Source organism: Streptomyces sp. NPDC032745, from assembly GCF_055579465.1.
Genome location: NZ_JBVING010000013.1, coordinates 39,010 through 65,109 on the forward strand (window position 1 = coordinate 39,010; position 26,100 = coordinate 65,109).

Genomic DNA, 26,100 nt, shown 5'->3' on the forward strand with positions numbered 1-26,100 from the left:
TAGTCGATCTGCGCGTCCTGGACCGTCGAGCTGCAGGACGCCCTGTCCCTGGGGCTCCGTTCCCGTGGGCCAGTGTCGCCGGGGTCCGGCGGCTCTTCTGGGGCACGGTGGGCTGACTAGACGTGCCGGCGGGCCGTCGTGACGAAGGCGTTGATCAACTCGCTGGTGGTGTCCCGCCGCGGGATGAGGGCCTCGCGGCCGACGGGTCGGTCCAGCTTGCCCACCTCCGTGAACGCAGCGTCCGCCGCGGCCAGTACCTCGGGCTCCTCCGTGATCAGGTGCAGCCGGAACAGCGCGTTCTGGGCCGCGGAGCGCCGCTCGAACGAACGCCCCCGCAAGGCGACCTCCTCCTCCGCGTCCTTTCCCTCGTGGACGCAGAACCAGTGGTGCAGCATGGCCTGGCGGAACTCGACGAGCAGCCCGGCGTACGTGCCGTACACGTCCAGCCGCTCCTGCCGCAGGCGCTCATCGCGGGCCGTCTCCTCCGTCCGCCGGGCAGAGCGCTGCTGGAACACGTGGGTCACGGTGGAGCCCAGCAGGGTGCCGAGGACCGCGATCAGGCTGGTGAGTATGGCGTTCATACCCTTATGCAACCAGCTGCGGGACAGGGCGAGTCGGGCCGCTGCGCGACGCCCGCGAGGCACTTACGCAGCAGCGTCCACCAGCACGCAGGCGTGCGCGAGGAACACCGACGGGCTCACGTTGAAGGCGGCGTCTGCGCCGGAACAAGGCATCGAGCGATTGCGTCACGGCGAACGCCTCAGACGCTCCGGCACCGGACGTACAAGGCCAGTTGCGCTGTGAATGAAAAGCTTTGGCCGTCGATCAGTGCCGAGGCTAGCTTTGCCGCCATGCGCGAGTTGATCACCGACGACTGTCGGACGTTGGCGGTGGAGGAATGGGGCGACCCCACCGGGATACCGGTCGTCTACCTGCACGGCAGCCCGATGAGCCGACTGGCCCGATACCCGGACGATTCCCTGTTCCACGAGCTCGGCGTCCGGCTGATCACCTATGACCGGCCCGGGTTCGGGGGCTCCACGCCGAAGCCTGGGCGTCGGGTCATCGATGCCGCCGCTGATGTCGCCGCCATCACCGCCGCACTCGGCCTGCACCGCTTCGCGGTGTTCGGGGTGTCCGGGGGCGGCCCGCACGCCATGGCTTTCGCTGCCCGGTATCCCGAACGGGTGACACGGCTGGGGGCGCTGGCGAGCCTGGCGCCGCGTGACGCGGCCGGGCTGGACTGGACCGCCGGCATGAGCGAGGGAAACCGCCGCAGCGCCGCCGTGGCGTTGACCGGGAGGGAAGCCGTCACGGAACACCTGGCGAATCTCGGAACGGCCAATTTCCCGCCGCTGCCGGAGATCGAACAGGCGGTCCTTTCCCGACCGGAGATCAGCGCGATGATGGGCCCGGCGTTCGCCGAAGCGGTCCGGCCGGGGCTGGACGGCTGGGTGGACGACGTCACCGCCCTCTTCGGCACGGAATGGGGGTTCGACCCGGCAGACATCACAGTCCCGGCGCGGATCTGGCACGGTGGCCTCGACACCCTGGTGCCCCCTGCGCACGGCGAGTGGCTCGCCGCACGCATGCCGACCGCGACGCTGATCAGACAAGCCGATGCCGGGCACGGCGGCCACTTCGACGCCACCCCCGCAATGCTCGCCTGGCTGATCAGCGATATCAACGGCGAGGCTCACGCCCCCGGAAGCTGACCTCAAGATCACGAGTGGACGATCTCTTCGGCGGTTCCCGCGACAGCCGGGCCGAGATCCCTGGTCCGCACAACCGGACCGTACGACAGGCCCTTCGCAGGGCCGGTCCGGCCCGGACCGGCCCTGCGAAGGAAGACTCAGCCCGACTTCGTCGTCTTCCTGATGACCTTGACGTTGGCTCTCGTCACCAGAGGTGCTGGGTTCGTCACCGGCAGTGGCGGTTCCAGTGGTGAGGTTCTCGGACACCGAGACAGCTCCCACGGCCAGCGCCATCGATGCAGTGAGCAGGACAAGACGCCGAGTGGTCCGAAGGTGAACTTCATTGCGGCCTCGCGCACCGGGGCGCGTCAGTGCAGGCGCTCAGGCTGGTCGAAGGGCCGATGCCGCCGCCCGGGCTGACGCAGTCGCGGCGAGTACGGCTCGCGCTGACACGGCGCACGCGAGGGCGGGCCGGAAGCCGCGGGCGTGTCCGACGAGGCAGGCGATGACAGGTGCGCAAGCCCGCCCGATCCTGCCGACTCCGCCGGGACCGGGGCCGACGACCTATTGCGCCGGGCAGTGATCACCGCGGCAACGCCGCTCATCATCCCGCCCACAGCAGATACGGCCGCTACCGACATACTCGCCCACTCAGCCCCCGCATCAGACGCCGGAGAATCTGCGGACGCAGAAGGCGCAAGCGGATCCGACCCCGACTCCGCTGCCGGCGGCAAAAGCACGTCTGGGCTTTCCAGATCCGCCTCACCCTGCCGCTTAGGCGCCGTCGCCGTCGCCGACTGACGTTCGGCTACCGAATGCGTGGGGTCAGATGGAGGCGGGGAGCTGGGTGCCGATCCGGTCCCCGCGTCGGACGTGTAAACGGCGAGGATCAACGCCGCCAGCCCCAGGCCGACAACCGCGCCCGCCCACAGCCACCGCACACGCCTCGACCCGGTGCCCCACGGCCGGCCTACGCCATGGGCACTCCCTGCCACGATGCACCGGTACACAGCCGCGAGCACGGCGAGGCGTCGGTTCTTGGTGGTCATGCGAGTGGCTCCTGGTCCGGGAGTGCGGCGGGGGCCTCGATGGCCTTCCACCGCCAACGGTGTGTAACTCCATTGCGCCCCGGACGGCCCTACGGGTCACGGCACGGAATCTCGTGGCTTGACAGCCCGAAGGCGTTGCGGGCGCACTCTCGCGGCGTGGGCGGGAGCCGCGGCGCCGGCCACCTACGCCTCTGGCCGGGATGGGGAAAATCGTCATTTAGGATTCAGGCTGGCTGTGGGGCTGCGGCCCGTCGCTGTGCGCGGCGGCTGCGGAGAGGGTGGGTCGGCCGGTCGTTGAGAACGGCCGGTGTCGGGGTTCTGGTCCGGGCGGGACCATGTGACGCCGATCATGAATCTCCCGGGGAATCACGTGCCCGTCGGCGTGCGTCTCAGTGGTGTGGGGCGCCCAGCCCGCCCGCCCTCGAGTAGAAGACCCCCAGGGAGAAGTGAGGTATGCCCGTGATCTGCGTCGGAGGCATGATCGGGATCGGCAAGACGAGCGTGGCCGAACTGCTCGCCAAGGAACTGGGCAGCGAAGTCTTCTACGAGAGCGTGGACGACAATCCGGTCCTTCCGCTCTTCTACACGGCGAGCCCCGAGGAGATCCAGGCCAAGCGCTACCCCTTCCTGCTCCAGCTCTACTTCCTGCAGACGCGGTTCGCCTCGATCAAGGAAGCGTACAAGCAGGGCGACAACGTCCTGGACCGGTCGATCTACGAGGACTGGTACTTCGCCAAGGTCAACCACGACCTGGGCCGGATCAGCTCCCTCGAGATGCAGGTGTACGAGGGACTGCTCAACGAGATGATGCGCGAAATCGACGGCCTGCCCTACCGCAAGGCACCCGATCTCATGGTCTACCTCAAGGCGGACTTCGAGACCGTGCTGCACCGCATCGGCCTGCGGGGCCGTGATTTCGAACAGGACGAGAGCCTCGTCGAGTACTACCGGACGCTGTGGTCCGGCTACGACGACTGGGTACACCAGCACTACTCGGCCAGCGACGTCCTCGTCATCGACATGAACCACACCGACGTGGTCAACAACCCCGACGACGCGGCCCGCGTGGCGCAAGAGGTCAAGAACGCCCTGGCCGCGGTCCAGCGCCGGGGCTGAACACAGGGCGCGCCGAGCTCATGGCAGCCAGCCACCTTCCAGCTGCGGGGTGCGAGCAGGGACAACCGCCTCAACCTGACTGACGCCTGCCCAGTGCCACCGTCACACCCCTTCACGCACGTGGCCGGCTCAGCCGACCTCGTGGTGTTCGCGGGCGGTGGCGACCTCGCGTACCGCGTCGGCAACGGCCCGGAAGTCCTTGCGCAGGATCTTGGAGTGGTTGCTCGCGACCTTCGCGCTGACCCGGATGTTCGGGTTACGGGCGACCACCGGGTCGAGGTTGGCGCGGATCTTTTCCATCAGCTTCGGGTCGCCGCCGAGGTTGCCGCCGGTGGCGAGCACGTACCGGGCCGGCACGGTCACGCGGTCGAAGACCGGGTTGAGGGCGGCGGGCGTGCAGAGCTCGTTGATCTCGATGTTGATCTCGGCGTGCTGTGCGGCGCTCATGCGTGCGGCCAGGCCGAGCGGGCGGGCGATCGGGAACAGCGGGCTCATCCGGCGGAACAGCTTGCGGATCTGGGCCCGGGCCGCGTCGTCGAGCCACTCGTGCGGCATGGCGCCGTCCACGGACACCAGCCCCGCGGCGCGGTCCGGGTTCCGGGCGGCCCAGTGCACGGCGAGCATGGCGCCGTAGGACCAGCCCACCAGGATCGGCCGCTCCACGCCCCTGGCCGCAAGGACGGCGTCGAGGTCGCGCAGGCACGCCTCGAACGAATAGTCCGTGGCCCGCTTCGACTTGCCGCGGGCGCGCTCGTCGAAGGTGATGTGCCGGTAGCCGCTGCCGAGGTCGGTGATGACGCGCCGCCAGTGCGACTGGTCGGCGTAGGAGCCGTTGAGGTAGACCACGGGACGGCCGGGACCGCCGGTGTCGGTCAAGGCCAGAGCGGTGTCGTCGATCGACACCATGCCGGACCAGGCGGACTGCTTGATGGAGGTCACGGTTTGCCTTCTTCCAGGGTCAGAGAGGGATCAGGAGCAGTGGGCGGTGATGCCGTCAGGGACTGCGGGTCAGATGCTGCGGGCGCTGATGTCGCCGTAGGCGGTGGTGGCGTGGATGGTCAGGCCGGGGGTGCCATCGGTGTTCTTCAGGGCGTTGTGGATGCGGCCGTAGGAGGTGCCGGCGTCCAGGGCGGCGGAGACCCCGGCGGCGGCGCCGACCGACACGTTTCCGGCCTGGGTGCTCAGGGTGACCGTGCCGTGTACGGCTTCGGTGATGTTGATGTCGCCCTTCTGGGTGCTGATCTCGGCGGGGCCGCCCAGGCGGCCGACCGAGATGTCGCCGGCGAGGAGGGCGAGGCGGGCGCTTACGGCCTCGTCGAGCTTGACGGAGGCCTGGGCGCCCTCGAAGGCGACGTCGCCGAGTCGGCCGACACCGCGGAACTCGGCACTGGCCGCCTTCGCCTCGACACGGGAGCCGGCCGGCAGCTGGACGGTCACCTCGACCGAGCCGGAGTTGCCCAGGATCCGGTTCTTCGCGGGTGCGGCCTCGATGCGCAGGACGCCGCAGTCGTAAGCGACGGTGATCTGCTCCGCTGCGTTCACGTCGCGGGCCTTGGAGGCGTCGGCGGGCAGGACCTCGACGGTGGTGGTGGTCCGGTCGGCGGCGATGAACCGGATGTGTCCGGCGGGGATGTCCAGGACGGCGGCGATCGGGGCGGTGGTGTCGAACTTCTGCATGGTTCTCTTCCTTCGGCTCGTTGTTTCCGATGAAGGAAAAGCTACGTTGCGTTTAGAGATTCTTCAACACATTCGTTGCGGAAAAACAGTGTTTACGCAGGTCAGCGGGCATAAATCGTTGCAACAAACTCAAGCTTAACGCAACGAGAGCATCTGCATGTTGCAATGAATGCAGGTGAAAGCTATGCCGGACCCTGCGAGCGGGCTCCGGCGTGTCGTCGGAGAATTCCTCCGCGCACAGGCTGCGTGTCCACGAGACCACGGGACCTGCCCCCTTACGGGTAATTTGCCCGAATGGACCGCGGCGGCGCCGAGCTTGTCGAAGGGGGCCCCATGCGGACATCTGGCGAACAACACCGCGGAGGAGAACCGATGGGCAGCATGTGGGACGACGGCGAACCGGCCGGCGGCGAGGAGATGACCGCCGGAACGGGCACGGTCGGCGGCGCGGCGATCGAGGGGCTCCGGGATGAGGCCGGAGACGACCACGAGTCGGACGTTCGCTGGTCGGCGGCCCGCGAGGCGGTCCGGATCCGTGCGGGGGCTGTCCGATGACGGAGGACAGCGCGGTACTGACGTTCGCCGGTGACTTCCCGCCGGTCGACCTCGATGGCGCTGAGCTGGCCCTGTCCGAGCTGGGCAGCACGTCGCTGACCGGCTGGGCTCGGCCGGGTGCGCGGACGCCGCGAGGGGAACTGTGCCTGCCGCTGGTCGAGTACGGCGGCCGCCGCTGGGCGGTGGCGGACGTCCATGTAGCCGTTTCCTCGAGTGGCGGTCCGCGGGACCGGGTGGACGTCCGCTGGCACAGCGGTCATGAGCTGGAGGCGGTGGACCCGCACGGCAAGTACCGCGTGGAGGTGGCGTGGCTGTTGCGGGCCCGGACGCTGAAACTGCTGGAGCTTGGCGACCTGATCGACCAGATCGCGCGGCATGCCGTCACCCTGGCCTCCGGTAACAGGGAGCTGCGGTGGGCGCGGCGCCTGGAGCTCGCCTGCAACGAGGTGGCCTCGCGGGATCCGCTCGTGACGCCTCGGCGGCCGCGCCGGTGCGCCGAGGCGGGTCCGGTGCGGCTGCTTCACGACGTCATGGCGGCCGGCGGGCATCTGGCCACCACCACGGGCACGGTGCGGGCCCGGGCCGAGAGCCCGGACCAGCTCGCGGGGCTGTCCCTGGTCACGGTTCCCCGACGGATGCCCGCTCTCCCGGACGCGCCGGTCCTGCTGGTCAACGCCCTGGCCCACACGCTGGGTCTGCTGCGGGCCTGTGAGGACGTGGCCAACGAGGAGCGGGCCCGAAGCCGTGCCCGTAGTGAGGGAGCATCTGATCCCATCGCGTCGGCCGGGGACGCCTTCAAGACGGAGCGCGAGACCCTGCTTCGGCGCTACACCCCGCAAACTCCCTGGCGCCGTCGGCCGGCGGAAGGGGGCCGGTGACACCCGAACTCCCCCGAACGCCCCGACCGACGCGTCCGCGACGCCCGCCTTGCGCTCCTTCCACACCACCTGGCAGCGCGCGCTGTCAGGCGAGCGGGCATGGCTGGTGCCGTCTACTGCGGTCGCAGCGGGTCGAACGCATTCACAGCCGGCCGGACATGGCGCCGCACTCGGAACAGGCCGGGATACCGACCGAGACACCGGTCGTCTCCGGCGCTGCCCCCGCCGCGCCCCCGTGCCGCGCCTGCAATGCGTCCACGTGCCGGGACAGGACGTCCTTGAAGTGTTGTGCGCGTCGTAGCTCGCGGCTGTCTGTGTAGTGCATACGGCCAACCCCTGATGACGTCCAAGCGGTGATTCCCGTACCCAGTGCAGCGCAGATCAGCACGATCCACGGTAGGGCATCTGTCACAGCGGTTCCTTTCCGTGACTGAGGTGAGAGTGCCGCCTGCGGCCGGGGCTCCGGCGACACCTCGACATAACGCATAGGCATATGACGAGTTGCGTTATGTCAGCCGATTGCAGTCACGCGCAGCATTGTGTTGGTCTTCGTCAGTTCGCATGCTTTACCTACGAGCAGTCGGGTCGGGACCTGGCGGCCCTAGGGGACACAACGCCGTCGGAGTCACCCAAGGGGGCGCGTGGCGGAGCGTGAGCGCCGCGTCAGCGACCGAGTGCGCTTCGCCGGCCGGCCCGGCGGCCGTGCGCCCACAGGAGGTCGCGCATTCCGAAGGCAACCCCGGCTTACGGCACTACTGGCTGCCGACGGAAAGAACTGCAGCTCGCACGGGGTGCGGATGCGGACTTCGCATGTGCATAACCGATAAGAGACACCTGTCAACCCGTGCCTTCCTCGCCACCCTCACCTGCATGGAGCACACCTAACCAGGGTTCCGAAGCGTTGGGTGGACTATGACAACAGCAAACCACTCGTCCATCTTTCCGCAGAGCGGCGCAGAGGGCGACGGACGCAGTGTTCGTGCCGGGGCCACAAGGGTGGGGAAATGGACCTACACGCCGGTCTCGGCAGACTGGGCCCCGAACGAGAGCGCGACGTTGCACCGTGAGGGGAGGGATGTCGACCTCCACTACTCGTCGTCGGTCTTCGAGGACTTCCTGGAGGCGATGAACGCGATCGAGAACGACTTCGGCAGGCGGCTTCAAGAGGCGGCTTCGACCATGTCGTCCGTCGGCGAGCGATCCGGGCGGAACTCCCTTGTATGAATACGGCCTTCAAGACGCGAGTGGTTTCTACGGCCAGCCGGAAGGCCCGGCGTCCTGGCCGGGGCCGGGGACGGAACCCGTGCAGCACGCAGCGCCCACGCAACCGCTCCTCGGGCTGAACGAGATGAACTCCGGGTGGGATCCGGCGGAGGAGCTGGCCTGCCTTCTGCAGGAGTCCAGGGGAGCGAGGCACGCGGAGCCGCTCGACCGCATCGGATTCGACGAAACCGCTGACACGGTCAGCGCCGCCGGCCTTGCCACCGGGCTGCCCCAGAGCACCTACGACAGGCCGCGCACGGAGACCCCCAACGGGCACCGCCGGGTTCCGCCGAAGGCGCCGATGCTGACCCTTTTCCGAACGGGCAGCCTCTTCTCGGCGTTGCTGGTCGCGGTCATCGCCGCCGTGGTGAGCATCTTCAGCGGTCTGGCCATTTCCGAGGCCCTGCGCCAAAGCGCCGGACCGAACACCGCGCACGACGTCGTCAGCTGGTGGCCCCTGCTGCTCTACGGACCCTGGATGGTCGCCTCCCTGTCCATCCTCCGGGCAGCCCTACATCAACGTCGTGCCATCCACTCCTGGTCCATCGTCCTCCTGTTCTCCACCCTCGCCACCCTTCTGTGCGTGGCCCAGGCGCCCAGAACCTTCGCCGCGCAGGCTGCGGCCACGCTTCCTCCCGTCGCGGCACTGGCCTGCTTCCAGCAGCTCGTCCGCCAGATCACACTCACACGACCACCCCGTCACCCCGTGCCGCGCCACCGTAACCGGACGACCTCCCAGCTTCGGCCCCCGGCCGCGCCGAGCAGCCCCGGTACGCCGGTCTCCGAATACCCGGTGGTGGATCACAGGCCTGCGGGGCATTCCGCCCCCGGCTACAGATTCCGCTACGGGTCATGAGGGGGTCGAGCCCGTCGTCGTAGGAGGTCCCGCTGCAGATCGATGTGCGTCCTTTACCGGGGTCGGCGTCGAGGGAGTCCGGAGACAGGGTTCCCCGGAGCACGGCGCCGTGGGGACGCGGTGCACGGCGGTCGAGCGTCGCTGACGTGTCGGACAACTCGATCCTTCCCGGATTCCTGTGCTCGTGATCACTTCCATCACAGGAACGAAGATCGAAACCGATAGGTCACGGGCTGGGCACGGTCTCAGTCCTACGGGTCTCCCGCACCGAACAGTCACGACCTGGGCATTAGGGCCCGCACCGCACCCAGCGGAGCGCGACCCGGCGGATCCGCACGACCACTCTGCACGAAGAATCTGCACGAAGAATCTGCACGCCGTGATGTGCGAGCGCGGGAAATCCTTGTGCTGTTGGGCGCCCGACCGCCTGAACCATCCGAATCGGCAACGCACTTGAGCGCCCCGTTTCCCGTCCATCGAGAGGACAGCATCATGATCCACGACCTCGCCCGCGCGGAGCGAATCCAGTACGAGCGACGCCAGGACGCCGCATACCGGGCCGGCCAGGACGCCGTCACCAACCTCCAGGCCGCACTGGCCCTCGCCGGCCTGGCCCTTCCCTCACTCAGCAACGACGGCCCTGTGGGCTGCCGTGGTCTGGTCCGGCTCGGAGGGTGCAGCACAGACCTTGCCAACCGGCTCGCCGAGGTCATCGCAGCCGGGGCCCACGCCCTGCAAGACCGGTGACAACGGGCTGCGACCGATCCGGAGACACTCGGCCGGCCACCCGAACCACGTCGTGCCCGCAGGCACACCGCAGCTTCCTCGCCACAAGTGACACACTCGCGGAGGTTCTTGCATGAACGCGTGGCAGCCTTCATCCCACCTTCCGAAGGCGCCCGGAACGGAACTCGACCCCTACCGGTTCCCGGGCATACGGGGCTTGGCGGACGCCGAGGAACCGAGCGCCCCGCGCCCCCTGGACCCTCTCCCCGCTTCCGGTCATCCTCCGGGCGGGCTGAGTCCCGCAGACCGCCGACGCCTTGATCTGCACGCTTGCCTTACCGCCGCGGGCGTTCCGCCGCTCGTCGGCGACCTCCACGCCATCGCAGTACTCTCCACGGTCGACGACGCCACCAACGCAGCCGTCAGACGGTGGATCTCCAGCACATTTTGACGCACTCCCCCGGCACGTGCCCCGCGACACGGCCGCGGGTCGGCCCCAGACCGTCAGCAGGTACCCGCCGCCACCGACGGCCGCATTATAGGAACCGCGCAACCGCCGGCCTCCCGTCTTAGTCCGAACAGGTGGTGCTCGTCGTGCAGATGCGTGGAGTGCCGGGCAGGGTATGCAGAATGCGATTTGCCGGTGTCGGCCGTGGGGCGAGGGAGCCTGCGCGAGGTTCTTGAGCTGGAGGTGCACCGCCGGTGACGGCGAACGGAAGTCCCACGGTCAGAAGGCGCCGCCTCGGCGCGGAGCTTCGCCAGCTTCGCCGGGCGGCGGGAATGACGTCCGTGCAGGTGGCGAAGCACCTGCTCGTGTCACAGCCCAAGATCAGCCTCATCGAGACGGGGCGCCGTCCCATCAATCCGCGGGATGTGCGCGACCTGTGCCGACTCTACGGGGTCACCGAGCAGGGCGTCGTCGACTCGCTCATGCGCATGGCGAAGGAATCGGCTCGGCAGGGCTGGTGGGTTGCCTGCGGCGATGTTCCCTACGGCGTGTACATCGGCCTGGAGACGGAGGCCGCCGCCATCCACTCCTACGAGCCGCTGGTGGTCCCCGGCCTGCTGCAGACCCGCGCCTACGCAGCTGCGATCATCGCGGAAACGGTCCCTTGCCCCCCGGTCGAACAGGCCGCAGTCCGTCTCGACGTGCGGCTGCGGCGCCAGCACCGCGCACATCACCCCGCTCGGCCGCTCCGCTTATGGACGATCCTGGACGAATCCGTACTGCATCGCACCATCGGCAACCGCGACGTCATGCGGGAACAACTCGAGCACCTCAACGCCCTCGGTGAACAGCCGCACATCACCGTGCAGGTCCTCCCCCACAGCGCCGGAGCCCACCCCGGGATGACAGGGCAGTTCTCCACCCTCACGTTTCCCGACACCGACGCGGGAGTCGTCTATCTGGAGCGCTTCACCGGCGATCTCTACGTGGAGAAACATTCCGACCGGCGCATGTACCACATCATGTACGACCACCTTCAGGCACAAGCCCTCAACCCTTGCGACTCACGGCACTTCATCAACGACGTGATCAAGATGTACAGCGGGGCGCCAGTGGTCCGGGAGAGCGCCATGAACACGTGGACGCCTGCTCGGGAGGCCGCACTGCGCTCCCCGCTGCCCGTGTGACACATGCCCGGATCCGGCCGGGAAGGGACGTGCCCCGGGAACAGCCGCACTGGCTGTTCCCGGGGCACCGTCGTGAGGGCTCGGCCCGCCGGGCGGATCAGTACTCGTAGAGACCGAACATGTCGACCACCATGTCGGTGGGCTGCCAGCTGCGGTTCCAGAGGTCGATGACGCCGTTCTTGCCGGTGCTCGCCTGGACCAGGTTGGGGACGGTCGCGCCCTTCGTCCAGTTCAGGTTGGAGGAGTTGGGCGGTGTCGGCCGGATCCGGGTCCCGTCGAGGTACGAGGCCCAGGTGTTCGGGTCCGGTGCGACCGTGAGGTGGCCGTCACCCTGGGTGTTGGTGACCGTCGCGTTCAGGACGTAGCCCGTGACCCACGGCTTGCCGTCCCCGAGCGGCAGGTAGCTGTAGTCCTGGCCCGCCACCCGGGACCACTCGCGCGAGTCGTACAACCGCGTGGGCTTGACGGGCAGGTAGGCGGCCTTGCTGTCGGGGCTGTAGTAGCCGACGACGTCCACGATCACGTCGGCCGGGTCCCAGGAACCGTTGCGGACGTTGATCCTGCCGTCGGGGCCCACCGGGACGATCACCGAGTTCGCGACCGTCTGGCCCGACGTGAAGTTCACGTTCGAGGTGGACGGGGCCTGCTGCCCGCTCGGGAAGAGCGTGAGGTGGCCGGCGCTCCGCGGGTTGGTGACCGTGACGTTGAGGGCTACGGCGGTGACGCCCCCGGACGGGACGCCGGCCTGGCCGGCGATCTGGACGGGGAACGTGCCCTGCCCTGCGACCTGACCCCATGAGATGCCGAGGCCCTCACGGCTGTCGACGATGCGGGCCGGGTCCAGCGAGGTGTAGCCGCTGGCGTTGGTACGGGTGAAGTACCCGGTGACGTCCGCGATCAGGTCCACGTTGCCGTAGCTGCGGTTGACGAGCTCCACGTAGCCGTCCGTGCCGACGGGCACGATCGTCATGTTCGGCACGGTCTGCCCCGCGACGAAGTTGACGTTCGAGGTGTTCGGCTGCTCCGTGCCCGACGGGTAGGCCGTGATGTGGCCGCCCGAGCGGGCGTTGGTGACGGTCAGGTTGAGGGCCACGGCGGTCGCACCGTCCGGAATGCCGCTGTTGCCGCCGACCTTCACACGGGTCGTGCCGTACGGGAGGACCGGGCCGGCGGCGGCGCCGGTGCCGTCGCGGGTGTCCAGCAGCCGGGTCGGGCCGTGCGGGGTGAACTTCGAACCGTATGCCTGGGTCTCCACGCTGTTGGTGGCGGTCACGTTGTTGTTCAGGTCGGTCAGGGTGACTGTGACCTTGTGGGTCCCGACCTCGGAGAACGTGTGGTTCGACTTGAGGAGCTTGGCGTTGGTGGTGTGGGTGGTCTCGGTCTGACCGTCACCCCAGTTGATGTCGACCCGGATCGAGGACTCGACGCTGGTGCTGATCTGGGATGCCAGGCTGATGCCGTGCGCGGTGGTGCCCGAGGCGAGCAGGTCGACCGCGAGGCCCGGGTTGTCCTTCGCGGCGTCGGCGGCCTGCGGAGCGGCGGCCGTCTTGCCGGTCTTGCCCGCATCGGCGGGCGCGGTGGTGGCCTTGCGCACGGTGCGCTTGGCGGGGCTGTGGAAGACGGCGGAAGCCGCCGCCGCGGCCTTCGCGGAATCGATCTTGGCGGCCACGCTGCCCGTACGGTCCGCAGGCTGGTCTGAGGCCTGGGCCACGTTCGGTACGAAGCCGATGGCTGCCGCGACGACGGCAGCAGAAATCATGACGCGGTGACGCTGCACCGGTCCCCCCTTGTTCTTGAACCTGTTCAGAAGGTGAAGCGGATTCAGAGTACACATAGCGGCGGTGCGTACGAACATGTTTCCGCCGCGGAGGGGGTGGCCTCCCCCTCTCTCTTTACTGTGGAGTCATGAACGTGTTCGGCGGCGCTGACGGTCGGTACCTGGAGATGACGAACGGCGGCACGGCGGTGTTCGTGGACGTGCTGATGCTCGCCGTGTCCGCGCTTGCCCACGAGCCGTGGGAGTTCCGTTTCGCCGCCCTGCTGACGCTCCAGGACCAGAACGTGATGGGGCGTGGGGTGGTCGGCTTCGGCCTGGCAGAGCTCGACTGGGGCGACACGCCGCAGGAACGGGCCGCGGCCAAGGACTTCCTGCTACGCGTGCTCGATCTGGCGCTGTCCCGCCACCGGTGGGAGGAACTGACCTACGATCCGCCCCGAGCCGAGGGGTACCTGCGCGCCTACCGGGCGATGGTGGAGGAGTTCGACCCTGCGACCGCGAGGGCCGGCACGGGCGTCCTGCCCGGACTGGACGAGGCCGCGATGGCCTCGTGCGTACGCCACCGGGTACTGGACGCGCTGCCGTTCTGGGAGGCGTGCCTGTTCTGCACGGCTGCGGTCTGAGGGGCCGTACCCCTCGGCCTGTCGCCCAACGGCAGCGGCACCCGATCGCGTACCCGGTCTCGCGTGCGCTCGGGTCGGTCTACCGAGGTGCGGGCCAGGCAACCTCGGTCTCGACCGGCTGCCCGTAGGTCACGCCTTCGAGGCCCCAGCCGTAGAGTTCCCGGACCTGGCTCATGAACCAGTCCGCGCCGGCCCGGGCTGCTTCGATGCCGCGCTCGGGATCCGCCCACAGTTCCCGGACGCGGTCTTGGACCTGCTCGTCGAGTTCCCAGCCGTCCAGCCGGATCCGCCCTGCCGCATCGAGGAGCAGCGGGGTGCGGCCCTCCAGCTGGTCCCACAGGTCCACGGCCTGCTCGGCCGTGGTGCGGAAGCCCTCCTCGCCGAGAACGGTGCGGAGGAAGGCGGTGTACAGGGCGATGGAGGGGATCGCGCTGGATGCCTGGGTGACGGCGGCGCCGGCCACGACCGTGAAGACGCGGCCGTCCTGCTCCTTGAGTGCGGCCGAGGTGTTCAGGTCGTGGGCGGTCTGCTCCAGGTGTTCCTTGGCGGCACCGATGGTTCCCTGCCTGTAGACGGGCGCGGTCACCTCCGAGCCGACGTAGGTGAGGGCAGCCGTGGTGAACTTGTCCGCGAGGAGCCGGCGAGCGGCCAGGGCGCGCACCCACAGGGCCCAGTCGTCGCCGCCCATCACCGCGACCGTCGCGCGCGTCTCGCCCTCGGTTCCGGGTTCGATCCGGGCCCGGGTGACCTTCGGGTCGGTGCCGGAGAAGTCGAGTGCGGGTGCCTCGTAGGCGGCGCCGATGGGTTTGATCACCGAGTGGTGGACCGTGCCCGTGGCCGGGTCGGTACGGCGGGGTGCTGCGAGGCTGTAGATGAGGTAGTCGACGGGTCCGTAGTGCTGCTCCAAGAGGTCCATGACGTGCGTCTTGGCGTCCGTGGAGAAGGCGTCGGTGTTCACGAAGCGGATGTCGTGGCCGTCCTCGGCGGCGAGTCGGGCGGCGGCCGCGGTGCGGTACCACCCTGCTGTCGCGGTGCGGCGCCCGGTGTCGGCGGCCTCGTAGGCGACTCCGATGCCGCGGATGCCGTGCCGGCGCAGTCCGGCCAGGAGGGTGGCGAGCCCGTAGCCGGCGGAGTGTCCCAGGATGAGCGCGACGGGCTTGCGGCCGTCGGTACGGGCCGGGATCGCCTCCCATGTCCGGCGTACGGTCTGCGCGGCCCCTTCGGGGTGGGAGTTGACGATGAGGAATCCGCGCTGCTTGGGCTCGATCTGGCGAGGGCTCACGATGCGTCCGTTCCGTTGGGGGCGAGGCGGGCGAGGCGGGCGAGGAGAGCGCGCAGGTCCGCGACCGCGTGGAGGCGGCCGGTCTCCTCGTCCGGGATGACGACGGACAGCCGCTCTTCGAGGTCGGTCGGCAGCTCGGCCAGGGCCGGGCGGTCGACGCCGAAGTCCTGCTCCGGACACCCGTCATCGAAGATCGTATCGATGGTTCCGTCAGCGGCTCGTGACAAGGTGTCACGCAGAATGTGGTCGGTCGTTGTGCTGTGCGGCATTGACACCGCCTCGCCTCTCACCGGCCGACGGCCGCGGCCGCGCGAAGCCTCGTCATCAGCTGCTGTTCGGGGATGACCGGGAGCGGAGTCGTAGCCGGTGGCCCGTTCAGGGCAAGTGCATGCGGAGTCGCCAAACAGCCGCCACCCACGCTGGGCTGCATCCTCCAAGCGGATCCAGGGCGTTGCCGGTGTGCAACTCAGGCTTCGACGTAGGCCACGATCGTGATGGTCCGCAGGGCAGTTACGTAGTAGATGACGCGCACCCCGTCGATCTCGTCCGCGTAGTCGCGCAGCAGGGTGCCGGGCACCTCGGTGCCGAGTTCGGGGTTGACGCTGACGGCGACGATCGCGCGGTCCAGGCGGTGCGTCTCGTTCGCGGTGAGCTTGGCCAGCTGGGTGAGCGCGGGCTCCACCATGACGACGCTCGAGCGGCGCGCGGAGTGGTCAGGCGACACGGGGCCGCTCGTCCGCGAGACGGGCGAGGTGGGCGTCGCGAGCGGTTTCCCACAGCACGCCGGTCTCCGGGGACGGGTAGCCGTTCGCAGCGATGTCCTCGAGCACGGAGGCGAGGACGTCGGCCTTCGCGCGCTGGTCGGCTGCGTACGCGAGGACGGACGCGGCGGCGTGCTCGTCGAGGGGCAGGCGTTCGGGCACGGGCGCGGTGGCCGGCTGCTGGCTCATCCGGGGCTCCTGGGCTGTCATCTGACGTGTGTCACCACGGTATCGGCGGGACGGGCCGCCGCACCCCGGTACGGACGAATCGTGCCCCGGCGCCCCCCGCGCGACCGCTCACCCTGCAGCCGGCGCCGCAGCCGCAGCCGCAGCCGGCCCAGCTGGCGAGGTACGGCGCCGGGCTTCGCAGGCCCGGCAAGAGCCACGGCCTGAAGTCGGCCTCAGCCACCGCCCTGGAAGGCCCACAGCACGAACGCCGCCGCGTACAGCACGAAGGTCGCCAGGTGGGCGTAGACCAGGGCCACGAAGGCGCCGACCCCGCCCAGGACCAGGCAACGGGCCCGTGCGCCCGGGCGGGACGGCGGCCACCAGGAGGCTGCCACCAGGGCCATCGGAACGGCGTACGGCAGGGTCAGCCACGGCGTGGCGTGGACGACCGGGCAGGAGCGGTATCCCCATGCACCGCCCAGTACCGCGGCCACGGTGAACAGGGCCGGGGCCAGCCACCACGGCGGGGCCAGGGGCCGAGCGGCCGGAGGTACGAGGGGCGGAGTCGCGTTCATGGATCCATTGCACGGCTTCGTGCGCACCGTCCGCATGGGCGCACGTACTCAGACGGTCCTGGTCCGCATGCTCACTGCGCTTCGCAAGCCTCGCGGAGGGTTGCAGGGACACGCCCGCGGTCGTTCACCAGATGGCCATTCGCACGCGCCCAGCGGCGTATGGGCTCATCCTCCGGACGAGGATCGAGCCGACGGGCCCTGCCAGGTCCGCTCCGAGAAAGCGGCGACTGCTGACCATCCATGGGCAGACCGTACGTGGGGCCACTGACAACGAACGCTTCTGCCCGTGCTGCTGAGGGCCGGCCATGGCGCTCAGCAACGCGAGGAATTCCAGCGGGCCCCGGTACCGGCGCGGGTGATGCGGTCGGCGGTGGCGAGGACGGCGGAGGATATCGTCGAGCCCCGGGCGATACCGAACGTGAGCCCGAACAGCCGGGAACACATCGCGAACAGGAACGGGGGCGAGCAGCACATCCGCATCGTTCGCCCGGAACCGGATCGGTACTGATGGCCGCCACCTCACCCTCCCCCGCTACGGGCGACGGCGCCGCGCGCCCGCGTGCCGTCCCGTACGGCACCGTGACGGCGGCACTGATGGTGCCGCTGATGACCGTGGCGGGTGTGGGGACCTCCCTGCACACGCAGGAGATGCAGCACGAGTGGGCCGACCGGCAGCGGGAAGCGTGTCGGCACCTGCCCTTCCCGGTGGCGGAGTACGTCGCAGGGTGGGCCGGTGCGGTCCTCGGCGTGACGGCGGTGGCGGTGTGCGTGCTGCTCGCGCGGCGGCTGCGCGGCCGGTACGGACTCCGGCTCGGGGAGACCTGGCCGGGTCTGCTCGCCGGCACCACCGTGTGGTTCAGCGTCCTGGCGATTCCGATGGAGCTGATCCAGCTGTACGTCGTGTACTCGGCCGCCGCGTCGGGGATCAACCTCGGCGACGGGTGCTAGCCGGGCGCGGCGCGCCGGGCGCCCGCCGCGCGGCCACGGGATCGGCGTCGGCGGGTCTGGAGCAGGGACGCGCCCGGCCGGCCTGACGAGGCGTTCACCAACGATGGCGGGCGCCGGTGTCCCGCTCGGCTGCGTGCCGGGCGACTGCGGCGACGCCGGGGCCGGGGCCTTGAATGCGGCTGCTCCGGGCATCTGCCGTTCGAGCAGGCCGGGTTCAGTCCTCCGCCTCCGCCAGGGGCTCGTCCGGGTCGGTGGCCATGGTCAGCTGGGTGATGTCGCAGCCGTCCGGGGTGCGGACGTCGATGCGGTACAGGCCCGGGGTCGGGGCGGTTGCCGTTGCGGTGGCCACGCCGTCCTCCCAGGTCAGGGTGAGTGGGGTCGGGCGGGTGGGGTTCTCGAGGTCCGTGAGGCGGCAGGTCAGGCCCGAGAGGGTGTCGACGTCGCTGAGGTGGAGCTTCCAGGGCCGGCCCGCCGGGACCAGGTCGGGGGCGCTCAGGCCGCAGCCGGCCTCGCCCTGGGGCGGGCCGGGGTTGATGTCGTCGCGGACGATCTCGGTGACGGCTTCGAGGGCGGTCTGCGCCTTGGCGACGTCGCCGTGCTGGAGCGGCAGGTGGGTGATGATGTCGGTGAGGATCGCCGACTCCTTGTAGACGGTGCCGTCGCCGTGCACCTGGAAGTACCGGACGCGGTCGTGCCGGTCGAGGATGAAGGTCCCGTCGGAGTTCTGCCGGGCGCCGTCGAGGTGTGCCTCGACCTTGCCGTCGGTGATCGTCAGGTTCTGCCAGGTGGGCTGGTTGATGCCGACGACCGAGCGGTGGCCGGGCAGGGTGATGCCCTTCTGGCCGTGGTGGAAGCGGGCCGCGTTCCGCGCCAGTTCCGCGTCGCCGCCGATGGCCGCGACGTCGCTCGGCGTGAGGTGGCGTACGTCGTCCCCCGCGCGCAGGCTCCGGTACTGCGGCAGCAGGTCGTGGAGGCCGGGCATCGTGGCGCAGATGGCCCGGAGTTTGCGGTGCGGCAGCCGTACGGGGGCACCCCGGCCGGTGGCGAGGATGACGGCCGCCTTGACCGAGCCCTGGAAGGGCGTGCCGAGGGTGATGACGCCCCGGGTGTCGGCCTGGAGGTCGCTGTCGTAGCCGGGGTCGAGGGCCGCGCGGGTGACGAGCCCGCCCATGGAGTGGGCGACGAAGACGAGCCGTCCCTCCCGCTGGTCCTGGCGGTGGCGGCGGGCCTGGGTGTGGGCGGGGTGGCGGCGCCAGTCGGTCAGGTGGAGGCGCGCGGCGTCGGCCAGTAGACGGCCGTTGACGGCGACGGGCAGGCGCCAGTCGTAGGCGAACTCCAGGATCGCGGCGTCGTCGGCGACGCTGGTGCGGATCGTGTCGACGAGGTCGGTGTACGGCTCGCTGCCGGCGAGGTACGGGGTCCAGGCGGAGTGCTTGAGGAGGCCGGTCGCCTCGATGCGGCCGGTCTTGCCCGCCAGCTCGTCCTCGGTCATGGCCAGGGACTTCAGGCCGGCGGGCGTGGTCCAGGCCTTCAGCAGCCAGGAGACGCCGCCGAGGCCCCAGACGGCCTTGCCGGTGTGCGTGTCGTGGAGGGTGCTGCCCATGATCCCCGGTACGACGACCACCGCGTCCTGGGTGACGTGGTCGGGTAAGTCGTCCGTGCGGTGCCGGCGCTGGCGCTGCTGCTCGTTCATGGCAGTGAAGAATAGGGACCGTGGACGGGCAGCGGGGGGAGATCGGCTTAGCCGATGCGGTGGAGGAGGCTGCGCTGCCGGTGGTGGTGGGGCCGCCGCCCGCCGTGGTGGGGCCGCCGCCCGCCGGCACCTTGTACGTCCTGCCGATGGAGGACGGGACCGAGTCACTGCGCCAGGCCCTCGGCGCGCAGCTGGAGGCGGTGGCGCTGTGGTGGGAGCGGCCGCCCCCGGACGGGCCCGGATTCGTGAAGGTGGCGCCCGCACAGCCGGTGACCAGCCGTCATGACGTGGAGTGCTTCCTGGAGACGGCGGGGATCCGGGAGGCGGAGCCGGACGTCCCCGTGGTGCTGTACGTGTCGGGCCACGGCCTCACCTCGGGCGCGGCCAAGCACTTCGCGGTGCTGCGGGACACCGATACCCAACGGCTCCTGGCGACGGGGCTGCGTACGACGGAGATCGTGATCGCCGCGCTCGACTCGCACGCCCGGGACGTCCTGGTGATCGTGAACATGTGCGAGTCCGCCGACGTGGGAGGGGAGTTGCTGGAACTCTCGCGGAGCCTGGACACCGCGCGCACCACGCGCGCCACGCTGAACGTCCTGACCACCGCGGCGCCCAAGATGCAGGTGTTGGGCGGGGAGTTCGCGCTCGTCCTGCGCCGGGCCCACGAGTGGCTGCGCACGGCCGGCGGGGTCACCCGCCCCTACCTGACGATGGACGAGTTCAGCCGGGCCCTGTACCAGGCGGCGCAGGCGGTCGGCGCGGAGCTCGGCCGGAGCCTGTCCCTCGACTGCCGCCCGCTGATGGGCGGCAAGCTGCACGTGGCGACCGCCGCGCTGCCGAACCCGGGCTACCGGCCGGAGCGGGCCGCGGTGGAGGAGAGCCGGCAGGAGGTGGCGGCGACCCTGGAGGACCTGGACTACTGGCTGGAGAAGGCCAGTGGCCGCACCGGCGCCGACGACACCGGATGGTACTTCTCGGGCCGCAAGCGCCTGAACGCCTCGGTGGTCTCCTTCCTGAAGGGCGCGCCGGGGGTCCTCGTCGTCACGGGCATCACCGCGAGCGGGAAATCGGCGATCCTGGGCCGCGCGGTGACCTTGAGCGACGCGACGTTCAGGACGTCGGCCCTGTTCGCGGCCGCCGTCGGCCACTGCCCGCCGGACACCGTTCCGGACGAGGGCGCGGTGACCATCGCGGTCACCGCGCACAACCGGGAGCCACTGGGGCTGTTGACGGTCATCGCGAAGAAGCTGGGAGCCGCGGCGGACCCCTCGGGCAGGGACCAGCTGAGCCGCTGGCAGTTGGGGCTGCGGAGGTTCCTCGGCTCGCCCGGCCCCATGGTGACGGTCGTCGTCGACGCCCTGGACGAGGCGACCGACCCGGCGGCGGTGGTCCACCAGGTCCTGGTGCCACTGGCCGGACACCTGTCCGGCGCCGCGCCGTCGTCGCCCGTACGGCGCGGGTTACGGCTGGTCGTCGCCGTCCGCAGCAGCGATGGCGCCGACCGCCTCGTCCCGGACGGCGGCGGCGGCGGCGGGCAGGAACTGCTGGGCCGGCTGCGGGACGCGTTCCCCGGGGCGGCCGTGCTGCGTACCGACGACGAGGACATGGGCAACGACGTGGAAGGGTACGTACGGGCCCTCCTGGACGGGGAGCCCAACTGGGCGGGACACGACCTGACCGAGGTCGCGCGGACGGTGGCCGAGGCGGTGGGGCGGTCCTTCCTCGACGCCCGCGTGGCGGCGCACCAGCTGCGCGCCGAGGGGCCGCGGCTGCCGGCCGACGCGGGCTGGCTCGCGCGGCTGGGCGAGGGCACGACGGGACTGCTGAAGGACGATCTGGCGAGGTCGGCGGAGGACGGCCTGGGGGCGGACGAGGCGCTGGCGCTGCTGCGCGCGACGGCGTTCGCGCAGGGGCGCGGCATCGCCTGGGGGGAGGTGTGGCCCGCTGTCGCGTCCGCCGTCCACGGGAAGGCCCTCCGGGATGCCGATGCCAAGATCCGGGTGCTGCTGGAAGGCCGGCTGGCTGGGTATCTCACCCGTGACGCGGAAGAGGACCAGCGGGTGTACCGGCCGGCGCACGAGCGGCTGGCCGCTGTCCTGCGCGCCTGGCCCGTGGGCGGCGCGGCACCTGGTGGGGGGATGGGAATGACGGATGGTCAGGATGAGCCTGCCGAGCAGCCTGATGGGGCCGGCGGCGCTGATGAGGTGACGGGGACCGGCGCGACGGGGGACGCGTACGAGGACACGTGCGGGGACACGTGCCGGGACACGTACGGCGACACGTGCGGGGGCGACGATGCGGCCGTGCACGCCCGCATCGCGCGGGCGCTCGCCGATCTGGCCGCTCCGCACACCGGCGGCCGCGCCGCCGGCACCGCCCCGCACCCGTACGTACGGCGGTACCTCGCGCGCCACGCCCGCCTGGGCGGGGTCCTGGACGACGCGCACGTGCCGGCCGACGTGCTGCCGTGGCTGACCGGCAGCCCGATCCGCGGGCTGCTGGGCCCGGGCCGGGGGCAGGAAGGCCGGCTCTGGCTGGAGGCGTGGGCCGCGGTCGAGCCCTACCTGCACCGGGCGGACCGGGAGGACCACCCCTCGCGCCTGGCCAGCCTGCACCTCGCGTACACGGCGCTGCGCCACCCCGGCCTGCCGCGCCCGCGGACCGCCGAAGAGACGGCGGGGCCGCTGGCGGTGCTGTGGTCCCGGTGGACGCCGCCCGTGAACGTCCTGGCCACCCTCGGCGCCACCGTGCGTTCCCTGACGGCGCTGCCGGCACCCGACGGGCGCCCCGCCCTCGCGGCGGGCGACGACGACGGCGGCATCGAACTGATCGACGCGGTCGAGGGAACGGCGGTCCGCGAACGGATCGGCGCCCACGAGGGATCCGTACGCCATCTGCTCCTCGCGCCGCGCCCCGCGCAGTCGCCGCTGCTCGTGTCCGGCAGTACGGACGGCACCGTCCGCCTCTGGGACCCCGCGACCGGCCGCCTCGTCGACCAGGTCCACCGGCCCGGCGGGATGTGGATCGCCGACGTGTGCGCGTACCGCGACAGCGGGCACGAGCTCGCGGTGTTCTGCGTCAACGGGGACGGCGTGGTGGTCTGGTGGAACGAGCGGATGGGCCCGCTGGACCTGCTGACCCTGCCGGGCGACACGCCGCGTACGACGACCACCGCGCTGGCGGCGGTGGAGGAGGAGGCGCCCGGCCGGCCGTTGCTGGCGATCGCCGACGGCGCGTTCCTGGCGTTCCGGGACACCGCGGCCGGGGTGGAGGCGGCGCGGTTCGATTTCCCGGCCGACGTACGCGTACTCGCTGCGACCACGCGGCCGGGGACGGTCGCGGCCGGCCACGCGGACGGGAGCGTCACCGTCTGGGGCGTCGGCGGACCGCTCGCCACCCTCACCGGTGCCGACGGGCCGGTGAGCAGCCTGGCCGCCCTCACCCTGGGCGAACGCCACCTCCTCGCGGCCGGGACGGGCAGCCGCATCGCCGTATGGGACGTCTCCCGCTGGGACACCGCCACGAAGGAGCCTCCGGCGCTGCTCAGCGGGCACACCGCCGCGGTGACCGCGCTCAGCCCCGTCGCCTCCCCGGATTCCGGGATCCTCGCGTCCGCCTCCACCGACGGCACGCTGCGCCTGTGGAACCGTGAGGTCCTGGGGCGCGCGCTGGCCACCGCCCGTACGCCGGCCGAGCCGGCGCCGACGGGCGGGGCGCTGCTGCTGCCGGAGCCGGGGGACCTGCGCGGTCCGTCCTGGTTCGCGCTGGGCGACGGCCACCCGCACATCGAGGTGCGGGACATCGACACGGGGGACGCGGTCGCCCGGATCGACACCGGCCGGCCGCCGTCCGCGATGGCCTGGGCGCGCCGGCGGGAGGGGCGCGTACTTGTCTCGGCCGGATGCGAGGACCACGGCATCCGGCTGTGGGACGCGGGTACCCGGCAGGCGCTGCCGGACGTCCTGGAGGGGCACTTCCTCCCCGTCCGCGCCCTTGCCGGCTGTGCCACCGCCGACGGCAGGCACCTGCTGCTGAGCGGCGGGGACGACGAGACGGTCCGGCTGTGGGATCTGGACCGCCCGGGTCCGCTGCGCGAGTGGACCGGTCACGGCCTGCGGGTCCTGGCGGTGGCGGCCGCCTCGTGCGAGGGGGGCGGGGACTGGTTCGCCTCCGCCAGCTCCGATGGCACCGTACGGCTGTGGGACGCGGAACGCGGTGGTGCGCTGGGCGGTCCCCTGCGCTGCGACCAGGGGCTCCTGCACGCCGTCGCCGTCAATCCCGGCCCGCTGGGCGGCCTTCCGCCGCATCTGGCCAGCGGCGGCGACACGGGCACGGTGCGGCTGTGGGACCTGCGCGAGCGCCGGCCCCTGGGCGAGCCGCTGACCGGCCACACCGCGGCCGTGCGCGCCGTGGCCCTGTGGAACGCGGAGGGCCACGGCAGCTTCGTCGCCTCCGGTGCGGCCGACGGGACCATCCGCGTCTGGGACGCCGCCACCGGGCAGTGCCGGCTGCTGCTCGCGGTGGGGAGTCCCGTACGCAGCCTCGCCGCGCACCCGTCGGCGGCCGGTGGGCGCGTCGTGCTCTCCTTCGCCGGGGACGCCGGAGCCGCCGCGGTGGAGATCGACCTCGCCGAATGCCGGGCGGGCGGAACCTGATCACCCGCATGCGCCCCCTGCGTTCCTTCGTGCGCCCCCGATGACCACCGCAACCCGGTCGCGTCGGTCGTACCAGAGCATGAAAATGATCGTTCGGCATGTGCCACGGATCAATACGCCGTAGGACGCGCGCCATCCGCTCATGAGCGCCCCTCATGAGCATCACTCCGTCACGAGACCGGCTCTCCCGGCGGCCGGACCGCCCCGCCGGCCCGGCCGCCCTCCGCGAGCCACGAGCATCACCGGCCCGCGCCTCGCGGAGGGCGGCCGGAGCAAGGAGAGCGGCCGCATGAGCCGGGACACCGTACAGCCGGACGTCGTCCTCATCCCCGCGCCCGACCTGGGCGTATGGCGCCTGGGGAAGGCCAAGAACCCGGTCACGTACGAAAGGATCAGCCAGGAGGACGCGTCCCGGACGGGCGGAAACCGCTGGAGTCTGGTCAGCTACGACACGCTCTACTGCGCCTCCCAGCACGACGGGTGCTTCGCAGAGGCGTTAGCACCCTTCCGTGTGGACCCCAAGATGCGGGAGGTCATCGGCGACGAGTGGATGAAGCCGTCCTACATGACCCCCGGCAAGATCCCCCGTGACTGGACCACGCGGCACATCCTGGTCCGTCTGCAGCCTCCCAAGGAGGCCCGCTTCCTCGACGTGGACGACGAGCGGACCCTGGAGACGCTCTCCCGCGAACTCAAGGACGAGCTGGCGGAACAGGACGTGGACAGGCTCACCACGGAGCACATCCAGGGCTTCAACCGCCGGATCACCCGGCTGATCTCGGCGTGGGCCATCACCCAGCGCACCGGCCCCTCGAGGCAGGAGCGCCTCATCCACGGCATCGCCTACCGCTCCCGCTTCGGGATGCGCCAGTGCTGGGCCGTCTTCAACGACGTGGACCTCAAGCAGGAGGAGACCAGCCTGATCTTCCCCGAGTCGGAGGCGCTGCGGCGGGTGGCCGAGGAGTACGACCTGACGATGCTGTGACCGGAGCGCCCTGGAGCACGCCGGGGTAGCCCCGGAGCAGCCCCGGAGCAGCCTCCGCCCGCCCCCCTCAACCCCCTCATGTTGCCCACCCGAAAAGGGGACTGAAACCAACCCGAAAGCCGCCACATTGCTGTCGCCCAAAAGAGCGAAACAACTCGTTCTCTGCCACCCCCACGCCGCCGGACACCCTCCCAGCTCAGCAACATATACACAGGTCAAGACGGAAGTCCGGCTTCAAACCCGCCAGTTGACGCACCGTCGAGAACGTGCTGAATTCTGCCTAAGAGGTGGAGTTGGAAGGTGATAATGGGTAACCTAACCAGTACGTAGACCAACTTGGAGCATGTGGGGGATCTCATGAGCAACACCCGTTGCGCCGTCAGTGCGTTCTTACCCGTCGGGCCCGCGCCGCGCGTCGCGGCACCACCGCCCGCCACGGGCTCTGCACCCTCAGATCACCCCAGTCATCCATGTGCCGGATCCCCTCGGACCGGAATACATCGATGCTGAGTGCCGGCAGCTAACCGCTGGTCGGCACGCCCCACCCCACCCGCGCTGGTACACGCTTCCCGGCGGGTCGGGAACACACCACGAAGCGTTCGCAGCTCGCCGAGACCGAGCGTCCCTTCCGTCTGCCCTCGCGGCAGCACGCGACAGCCAGGTCCTGCGGGCACACCCCGACACCCGTCGCCTGAACACGCGACCCGCCACCGGACGGGCGCGCAGTCAGGGCAACGAGGGAGACCTGACCATGCCTTCTGACACCACCACGCCCCCCGTCGCCGTCGCCGTTGCCGTCGCCAAGAGCGTTGCCAGCGCCGAAAGAGCCCACGTCGCCACCGTGCGCATGCACATCAGCGAGATCGCCCGCTTCCTCCAGGAGAACCTGGGGCAGCGGCTGACCGCGCGGATCGCCAACATCAGCGATCCCAAGCAGGTCGGCAAGTGGGCATCGGGCGACACCACGCCCCGACCCGAATCGGAGCAGCGCCTGCGCGCGGCCCTGCAGGTCTTCCAGCTCATCCAGGACGCCGAAAGTCTCTACACGGCACGCGCTTGGATGATCGGCATGAACCCGCAGCTCGCAGACGAGGCTCCGGCGCAGTGCATCGCCGACGGCAGGATGCGCGACGTGATGGTGGCGGCCCGAGCCTACGTCGACGGCGGCTGACTCCACGCGT

The 26,100-nt window shown here is 70.6% G+C and carries 24 protein-coding genes; 13 read left to right on the forward strand and 11 right to left on the reverse strand.

Going from position 1 to position 26,100, the window contains the following annotated elements:
- Positions 1 to 116: 116 nt before the first annotated feature.
- Positions 117 to 581 (reverse strand): hypothetical protein, encoded by a 465-nt coding sequence (locus ACZ5WG_RS28955; protein WP_468726977.1) that lies wholly within the window; start codon positions 579 to 581, stop codon positions 117 to 119.
- A gap of 93 nt (positions 582 to 674) precedes the next feature.
- Between ACZ5WG_RS28955 and ACZ5WG_RS28960 the strand changes: the two genes are divergently transcribed.
- Positions 675 to 1,715, forward strand: a complete 1,041-nt coding sequence (locus tag ACZ5WG_RS28960) for an alpha/beta fold hydrolase (RefSeq protein ID WP_468726978.1) — start codon at positions 675 to 677, stop codon at positions 1,713 to 1,715.
- Between the two features lie 1,481 nt (positions 1,716 to 3,196).
- Positions 3,197 to 3,859, forward strand: coding sequence for a deoxynucleoside kinase (locus ACZ5WG_RS28965; protein WP_468726980.1), 663 nt, complete (start codon positions 3,197 to 3,199; stop codon positions 3,857 to 3,859).
- A 129-nt stretch (positions 3,860 to 3,988) separates the two neighbouring features.
- Here ACZ5WG_RS28965 and ACZ5WG_RS28970 read toward each other — a convergent pair whose 3' ends face one another.
- Positions 3,989 to 4,798, reverse strand: coding sequence for an alpha/beta fold hydrolase (locus ACZ5WG_RS28970; protein WP_468726982.1), 810 nt, complete (start codon positions 4,796 to 4,798; stop codon positions 3,989 to 3,991).
- A gap of 69 nt (positions 4,799 to 4,867) precedes the next feature.
- Entirely contained in the window at positions 4,868 to 5,536 is a 669-nt protein-coding gene (locus ACZ5WG_RS28975; RefSeq protein WP_468726984.1) for a DUF4097 family beta strand repeat-containing protein, read from the reverse strand.
- Positions 5,537 to 5,908: 372 nt separating this feature from the next.
- On the opposite strand from ACZ5WG_RS28975, the gene ACZ5WG_RS28980 reads away from it, so the two are divergent.
- The 6 genes from ACZ5WG_RS28980 to ACZ5WG_RS29005 all read left to right on the forward strand — a co-directional run bounded on the left by ACZ5WG_RS28980 (position 5,909) and on the right by ACZ5WG_RS29005 (position 11,449).
- On the forward strand, positions 5,909 to 6,091 hold the full coding sequence (locus ACZ5WG_RS28980) for a hypothetical protein (RefSeq protein WP_468726986.1): 183 nt from the start codon (positions 5,909 to 5,911) through the stop codon (positions 6,089 to 6,091).
- Entirely contained in the window at positions 6,088 to 6,969 is an 882-nt protein-coding gene (locus ACZ5WG_RS28985; protein WP_468726987.1) for a hypothetical protein, read from the forward strand. Before ACZ5WG_RS28980 ends, ACZ5WG_RS28985 begins: the two co-directional genes overlap by 4 nt.
- A 912-nt stretch (positions 6,970 to 7,881) precedes the next feature.
- Positions 7,882 to 8,193: a hypothetical protein gene (locus ACZ5WG_RS28990; protein ID WP_468726989.1), complete on the forward strand. Its 312-nt coding sequence runs from the start codon at positions 7,882 to 7,884 to the stop codon at positions 8,191 to 8,193.
- A gap of 79 nt (positions 8,194 to 8,272) precedes the next feature.
- Positions 8,273 to 9,088: a hypothetical protein gene (locus ACZ5WG_RS28995; RefSeq protein ID WP_468726990.1), complete on the forward strand. Its 816-nt coding sequence runs from the start codon at positions 8,273 to 8,275 to the stop codon at positions 9,086 to 9,088.
- 492 nt (positions 9,089 to 9,580) lie between these two features.
- Positions 9,581 to 9,835 (forward strand): hypothetical protein, encoded by a 255-nt coding sequence (locus tag ACZ5WG_RS29000; protein ID WP_468726991.1) that lies wholly within the window; start codon positions 9,581 to 9,583, stop codon positions 9,833 to 9,835.
- A gap of 681 nt (positions 9,836 to 10,516) precedes the next feature.
- Complete coding sequence (locus ACZ5WG_RS29005) at positions 10,517 to 11,449, forward strand: helix-turn-helix domain-containing protein (RefSeq protein WP_468726993.1); 933 nt, start codon at positions 10,517 to 10,519, stop codon at positions 11,447 to 11,449.
- 97 nt (positions 11,450 to 11,546) lie between these two features.
- On the opposite strand, the gene ACZ5WG_RS29010 is transcribed toward ACZ5WG_RS29005, so the two are convergent.
- Complete coding sequence (locus tag ACZ5WG_RS29010) at positions 11,547 to 13,208, reverse strand: hypothetical protein (RefSeq protein ID WP_468726994.1); 1,662 nt, start codon at positions 13,206 to 13,208, stop codon at positions 11,547 to 11,549.
- A 146-nt stretch (positions 13,209 to 13,354) separates the two neighbouring features.
- On the opposite strand from ACZ5WG_RS29010, the gene ACZ5WG_RS29015 reads away from it, so the two are divergent.
- A complete protein-coding gene (locus ACZ5WG_RS29015) occupies positions 13,355 to 13,849 on the forward strand; it encodes a hypothetical protein (protein ID WP_468726995.1) in 495 nt (164 codons plus the stop codon).
- 79 nt (positions 13,850 to 13,928) lie between these two features.
- Here ACZ5WG_RS29015 and ACZ5WG_RS29020 read toward each other — a convergent pair whose 3' ends face one another.
- The 6 genes from ACZ5WG_RS29020 to ACZ5WG_RS29045 form a co-directional block, all read right to left on the reverse strand.
- Positions 13,929 to 15,131 carry an enoyl-[acyl-carrier-protein] reductase FabV gene (locus tag ACZ5WG_RS29020; RefSeq protein WP_468726996.1) on the reverse strand — a complete coding sequence of 401 codons (1,203 nt, stop codon included), beginning with the start codon at positions 15,129 to 15,131 and terminating at the stop codon, positions 13,929 to 13,931.
- Positions 15,128 to 15,400, reverse strand: coding sequence for a hypothetical protein (locus ACZ5WG_RS29025; protein ID WP_468726997.1), 273 nt, complete (start codon positions 15,398 to 15,400; stop codon positions 15,128 to 15,130). Before ACZ5WG_RS29025 ends, ACZ5WG_RS29020 begins: the two co-directional genes overlap by 4 nt.
- Positions 15,401 to 15,597: 197 nt before the next feature.
- A complete protein-coding gene (locus ACZ5WG_RS29030) occupies positions 15,598 to 15,855 on the reverse strand; it encodes a hypothetical protein (protein ID WP_468726998.1) in 258 nt (85 codons plus the stop codon).
- Positions 15,845 to 16,081 carry a hypothetical protein gene (locus ACZ5WG_RS29035; RefSeq protein ID WP_468727000.1) on the reverse strand — a complete coding sequence of 79 codons (237 nt, stop codon included), beginning with the start codon at positions 16,079 to 16,081 and terminating at the stop codon, positions 15,845 to 15,847. Before ACZ5WG_RS29035 ends, ACZ5WG_RS29030 begins: the two co-directional genes overlap by 11 nt.
- Before the next feature lie 212 nt (positions 16,082 to 16,293).
- On the reverse strand, positions 16,294 to 16,635 hold the full coding sequence (locus ACZ5WG_RS29040) for a hypothetical protein (RefSeq protein WP_468727002.1): 342 nt from the start codon (positions 16,633 to 16,635) through the stop codon (positions 16,294 to 16,296).
- Between the two features lie 71 nt (positions 16,636 to 16,706).
- On the reverse strand, positions 16,707 to 16,877 hold the full coding sequence (locus ACZ5WG_RS29045; RefSeq protein WP_468727003.1) for an Lsr2 family DNA-binding protein: 171 nt from the start codon (positions 16,875 to 16,877) through the stop codon (positions 16,707 to 16,709).
- A gap of 265 nt (positions 16,878 to 17,142) precedes the next feature.
- Between ACZ5WG_RS29045 and ACZ5WG_RS29050 the strand changes: the two genes are divergently transcribed.
- A complete protein-coding gene (locus ACZ5WG_RS29050) occupies positions 17,143 to 17,583 on the forward strand; it encodes a hypothetical protein (protein ID WP_468727004.1) in 441 nt (146 codons plus the stop codon).
- A gap of 214 nt (positions 17,584 to 17,797) precedes the next feature.
- On the opposite strand, the gene ACZ5WG_RS29055 is transcribed toward ACZ5WG_RS29050, so the two are convergent.
- Positions 17,798 to 19,276 (reverse strand): esterase/lipase family protein, encoded by a 1,479-nt coding sequence (locus ACZ5WG_RS29055; RefSeq protein WP_468727005.1) that lies wholly within the window; start codon positions 19,274 to 19,276, stop codon positions 17,798 to 17,800.
- A gap of 20 nt (positions 19,277 to 19,296) precedes the next feature.
- Between ACZ5WG_RS29055 and ACZ5WG_RS29060 the strand changes: the two genes are divergently transcribed.
- The 3 genes from ACZ5WG_RS29060 (at position 19,297) to ACZ5WG_RS29070 (ending at position 26,090) form a co-directional block, all read left to right on the forward strand.
- Entirely contained in the window at positions 19,297 to 23,934 is a 4,638-nt protein-coding gene (locus ACZ5WG_RS29060) for a WD40 repeat domain-containing protein (protein WP_468727007.1), read from the forward strand.
- 289 nt (positions 23,935 to 24,223) lie between these two features.
- Complete coding sequence (locus ACZ5WG_RS29065) at positions 24,224 to 24,919, forward strand: RES domain-containing protein (RefSeq protein ID WP_468727008.1); 696 nt, start codon at positions 24,224 to 24,226, stop codon at positions 24,917 to 24,919.
- A gap of 751 nt (positions 24,920 to 25,670) precedes the next feature.
- Positions 25,671 to 26,090, forward strand: coding sequence for an XRE family transcriptional regulator (locus tag ACZ5WG_RS29070; protein ID WP_468727009.1), 420 nt, complete (start codon positions 25,671 to 25,673; stop codon positions 26,088 to 26,090).
- Positions 26,091 to 26,100: the final 10 nt, after the last annotated feature.

What these genes read in the sequence shown, in the direction of transcription:
- ACZ5WG_RS29035 (WP_468727000.1), bottom strand. Translation starts at nt 16,081, where the DNA reads ATGAGCCAGCAGCCGGCCACCGCGCCCGTGCCCGAACGCCTGCCCCTC.
- ACZ5WG_RS29050 (WP_468727004.1), top strand. Translation starts at nt 17,143, where the DNA reads ATGGCCGCCACCTCACCCTCCCCCGCTACGGGCGACGGCGCCGCGCGC.
- ACZ5WG_RS29010 (WP_468726994.1), bottom strand. Translation starts at nt 13,208, where the DNA reads ATGATTTCTGCTGCCGTCGTCGCGGCAGCCATCGGCTTCGTACCGAAC.
- ACZ5WG_RS29055 (WP_468727005.1), bottom strand. Translation starts at nt 19,276, where the DNA reads ATGAACGAGCAGCAGCGCCAGCGCCGGCACCGCACGGACGACTTACCC.
- ACZ5WG_RS29070 (WP_468727009.1), top strand. Translation starts at nt 25,671, where the DNA reads ATGCCTTCTGACACCACCACGCCCCCCGTCGCCGTCGCCGTTGCCGTC.
- ACZ5WG_RS28965 (WP_468726980.1), top strand. Translation starts at nt 3,197, where the DNA reads ATGCCCGTGATCTGCGTCGGAGGCATGATCGGGATCGGCAAGACGAGC.
- ACZ5WG_RS29065 (WP_468727008.1), top strand. Translation starts at nt 24,224, where the DNA reads ATGAGCCGGGACACCGTACAGCCGGACGTCGTCCTCATCCCCGCGCCC.
- ACZ5WG_RS29015 (WP_468726995.1), top strand. Translation starts at nt 13,355, where the DNA reads ATGAACGTGTTCGGCGGCGCTGACGGTCGGTACCTGGAGATGACGAAC.
- ACZ5WG_RS28980 (WP_468726986.1), top strand. Translation starts at nt 5,909, where the DNA reads ATGGGCAGCATGTGGGACGACGGCGAACCGGCCGGCGGCGAGGAGATG.
- ACZ5WG_RS29045 (WP_468727003.1), bottom strand. Translation starts at nt 16,877, where the DNA reads ATGGATGGTCAGCAGTCGCCGCTTTCTCGGAGCGGACCTGGCAGGGCC.
- ACZ5WG_RS28990 (WP_468726989.1), top strand. Translation starts at nt 7,882, where the DNA reads ATGACAACAGCAAACCACTCGTCCATCTTTCCGCAGAGCGGCGCAGAG.
- ACZ5WG_RS28955 (WP_468726977.1), bottom strand. Translation starts at nt 581, where the DNA reads ATGAACGCCATACTCACCAGCCTGATCGCGGTCCTCGGCACCCTGCTG.
- ACZ5WG_RS28985 (WP_468726987.1), top strand. Translation starts at nt 6,088, where the DNA reads ATGACGGAGGACAGCGCGGTACTGACGTTCGCCGGTGACTTCCCGCCG.
- ACZ5WG_RS29025 (WP_468726997.1), bottom strand. Translation starts at nt 15,400, where the DNA reads ATGCCGCACAGCACAACGACCGACCACATTCTGCGTGACACCTTGTCA.
- ACZ5WG_RS29040 (WP_468727002.1), bottom strand. Translation starts at nt 16,635, where the DNA reads ATGAACGCGACTCCGCCCCTCGTACCTCCGGCCGCTCGGCCCCTGGCC.
- ACZ5WG_RS29000 (WP_468726991.1), top strand. Translation starts at nt 9,581, where the DNA reads ATGATCCACGACCTCGCCCGCGCGGAGCGAATCCAGTACGAGCGACGC.
- ACZ5WG_RS28975 (WP_468726984.1), bottom strand. Translation starts at nt 5,536, where the DNA reads ATGCAGAAGTTCGACACCACCGCCCCGATCGCCGCCGTCCTGGACATC.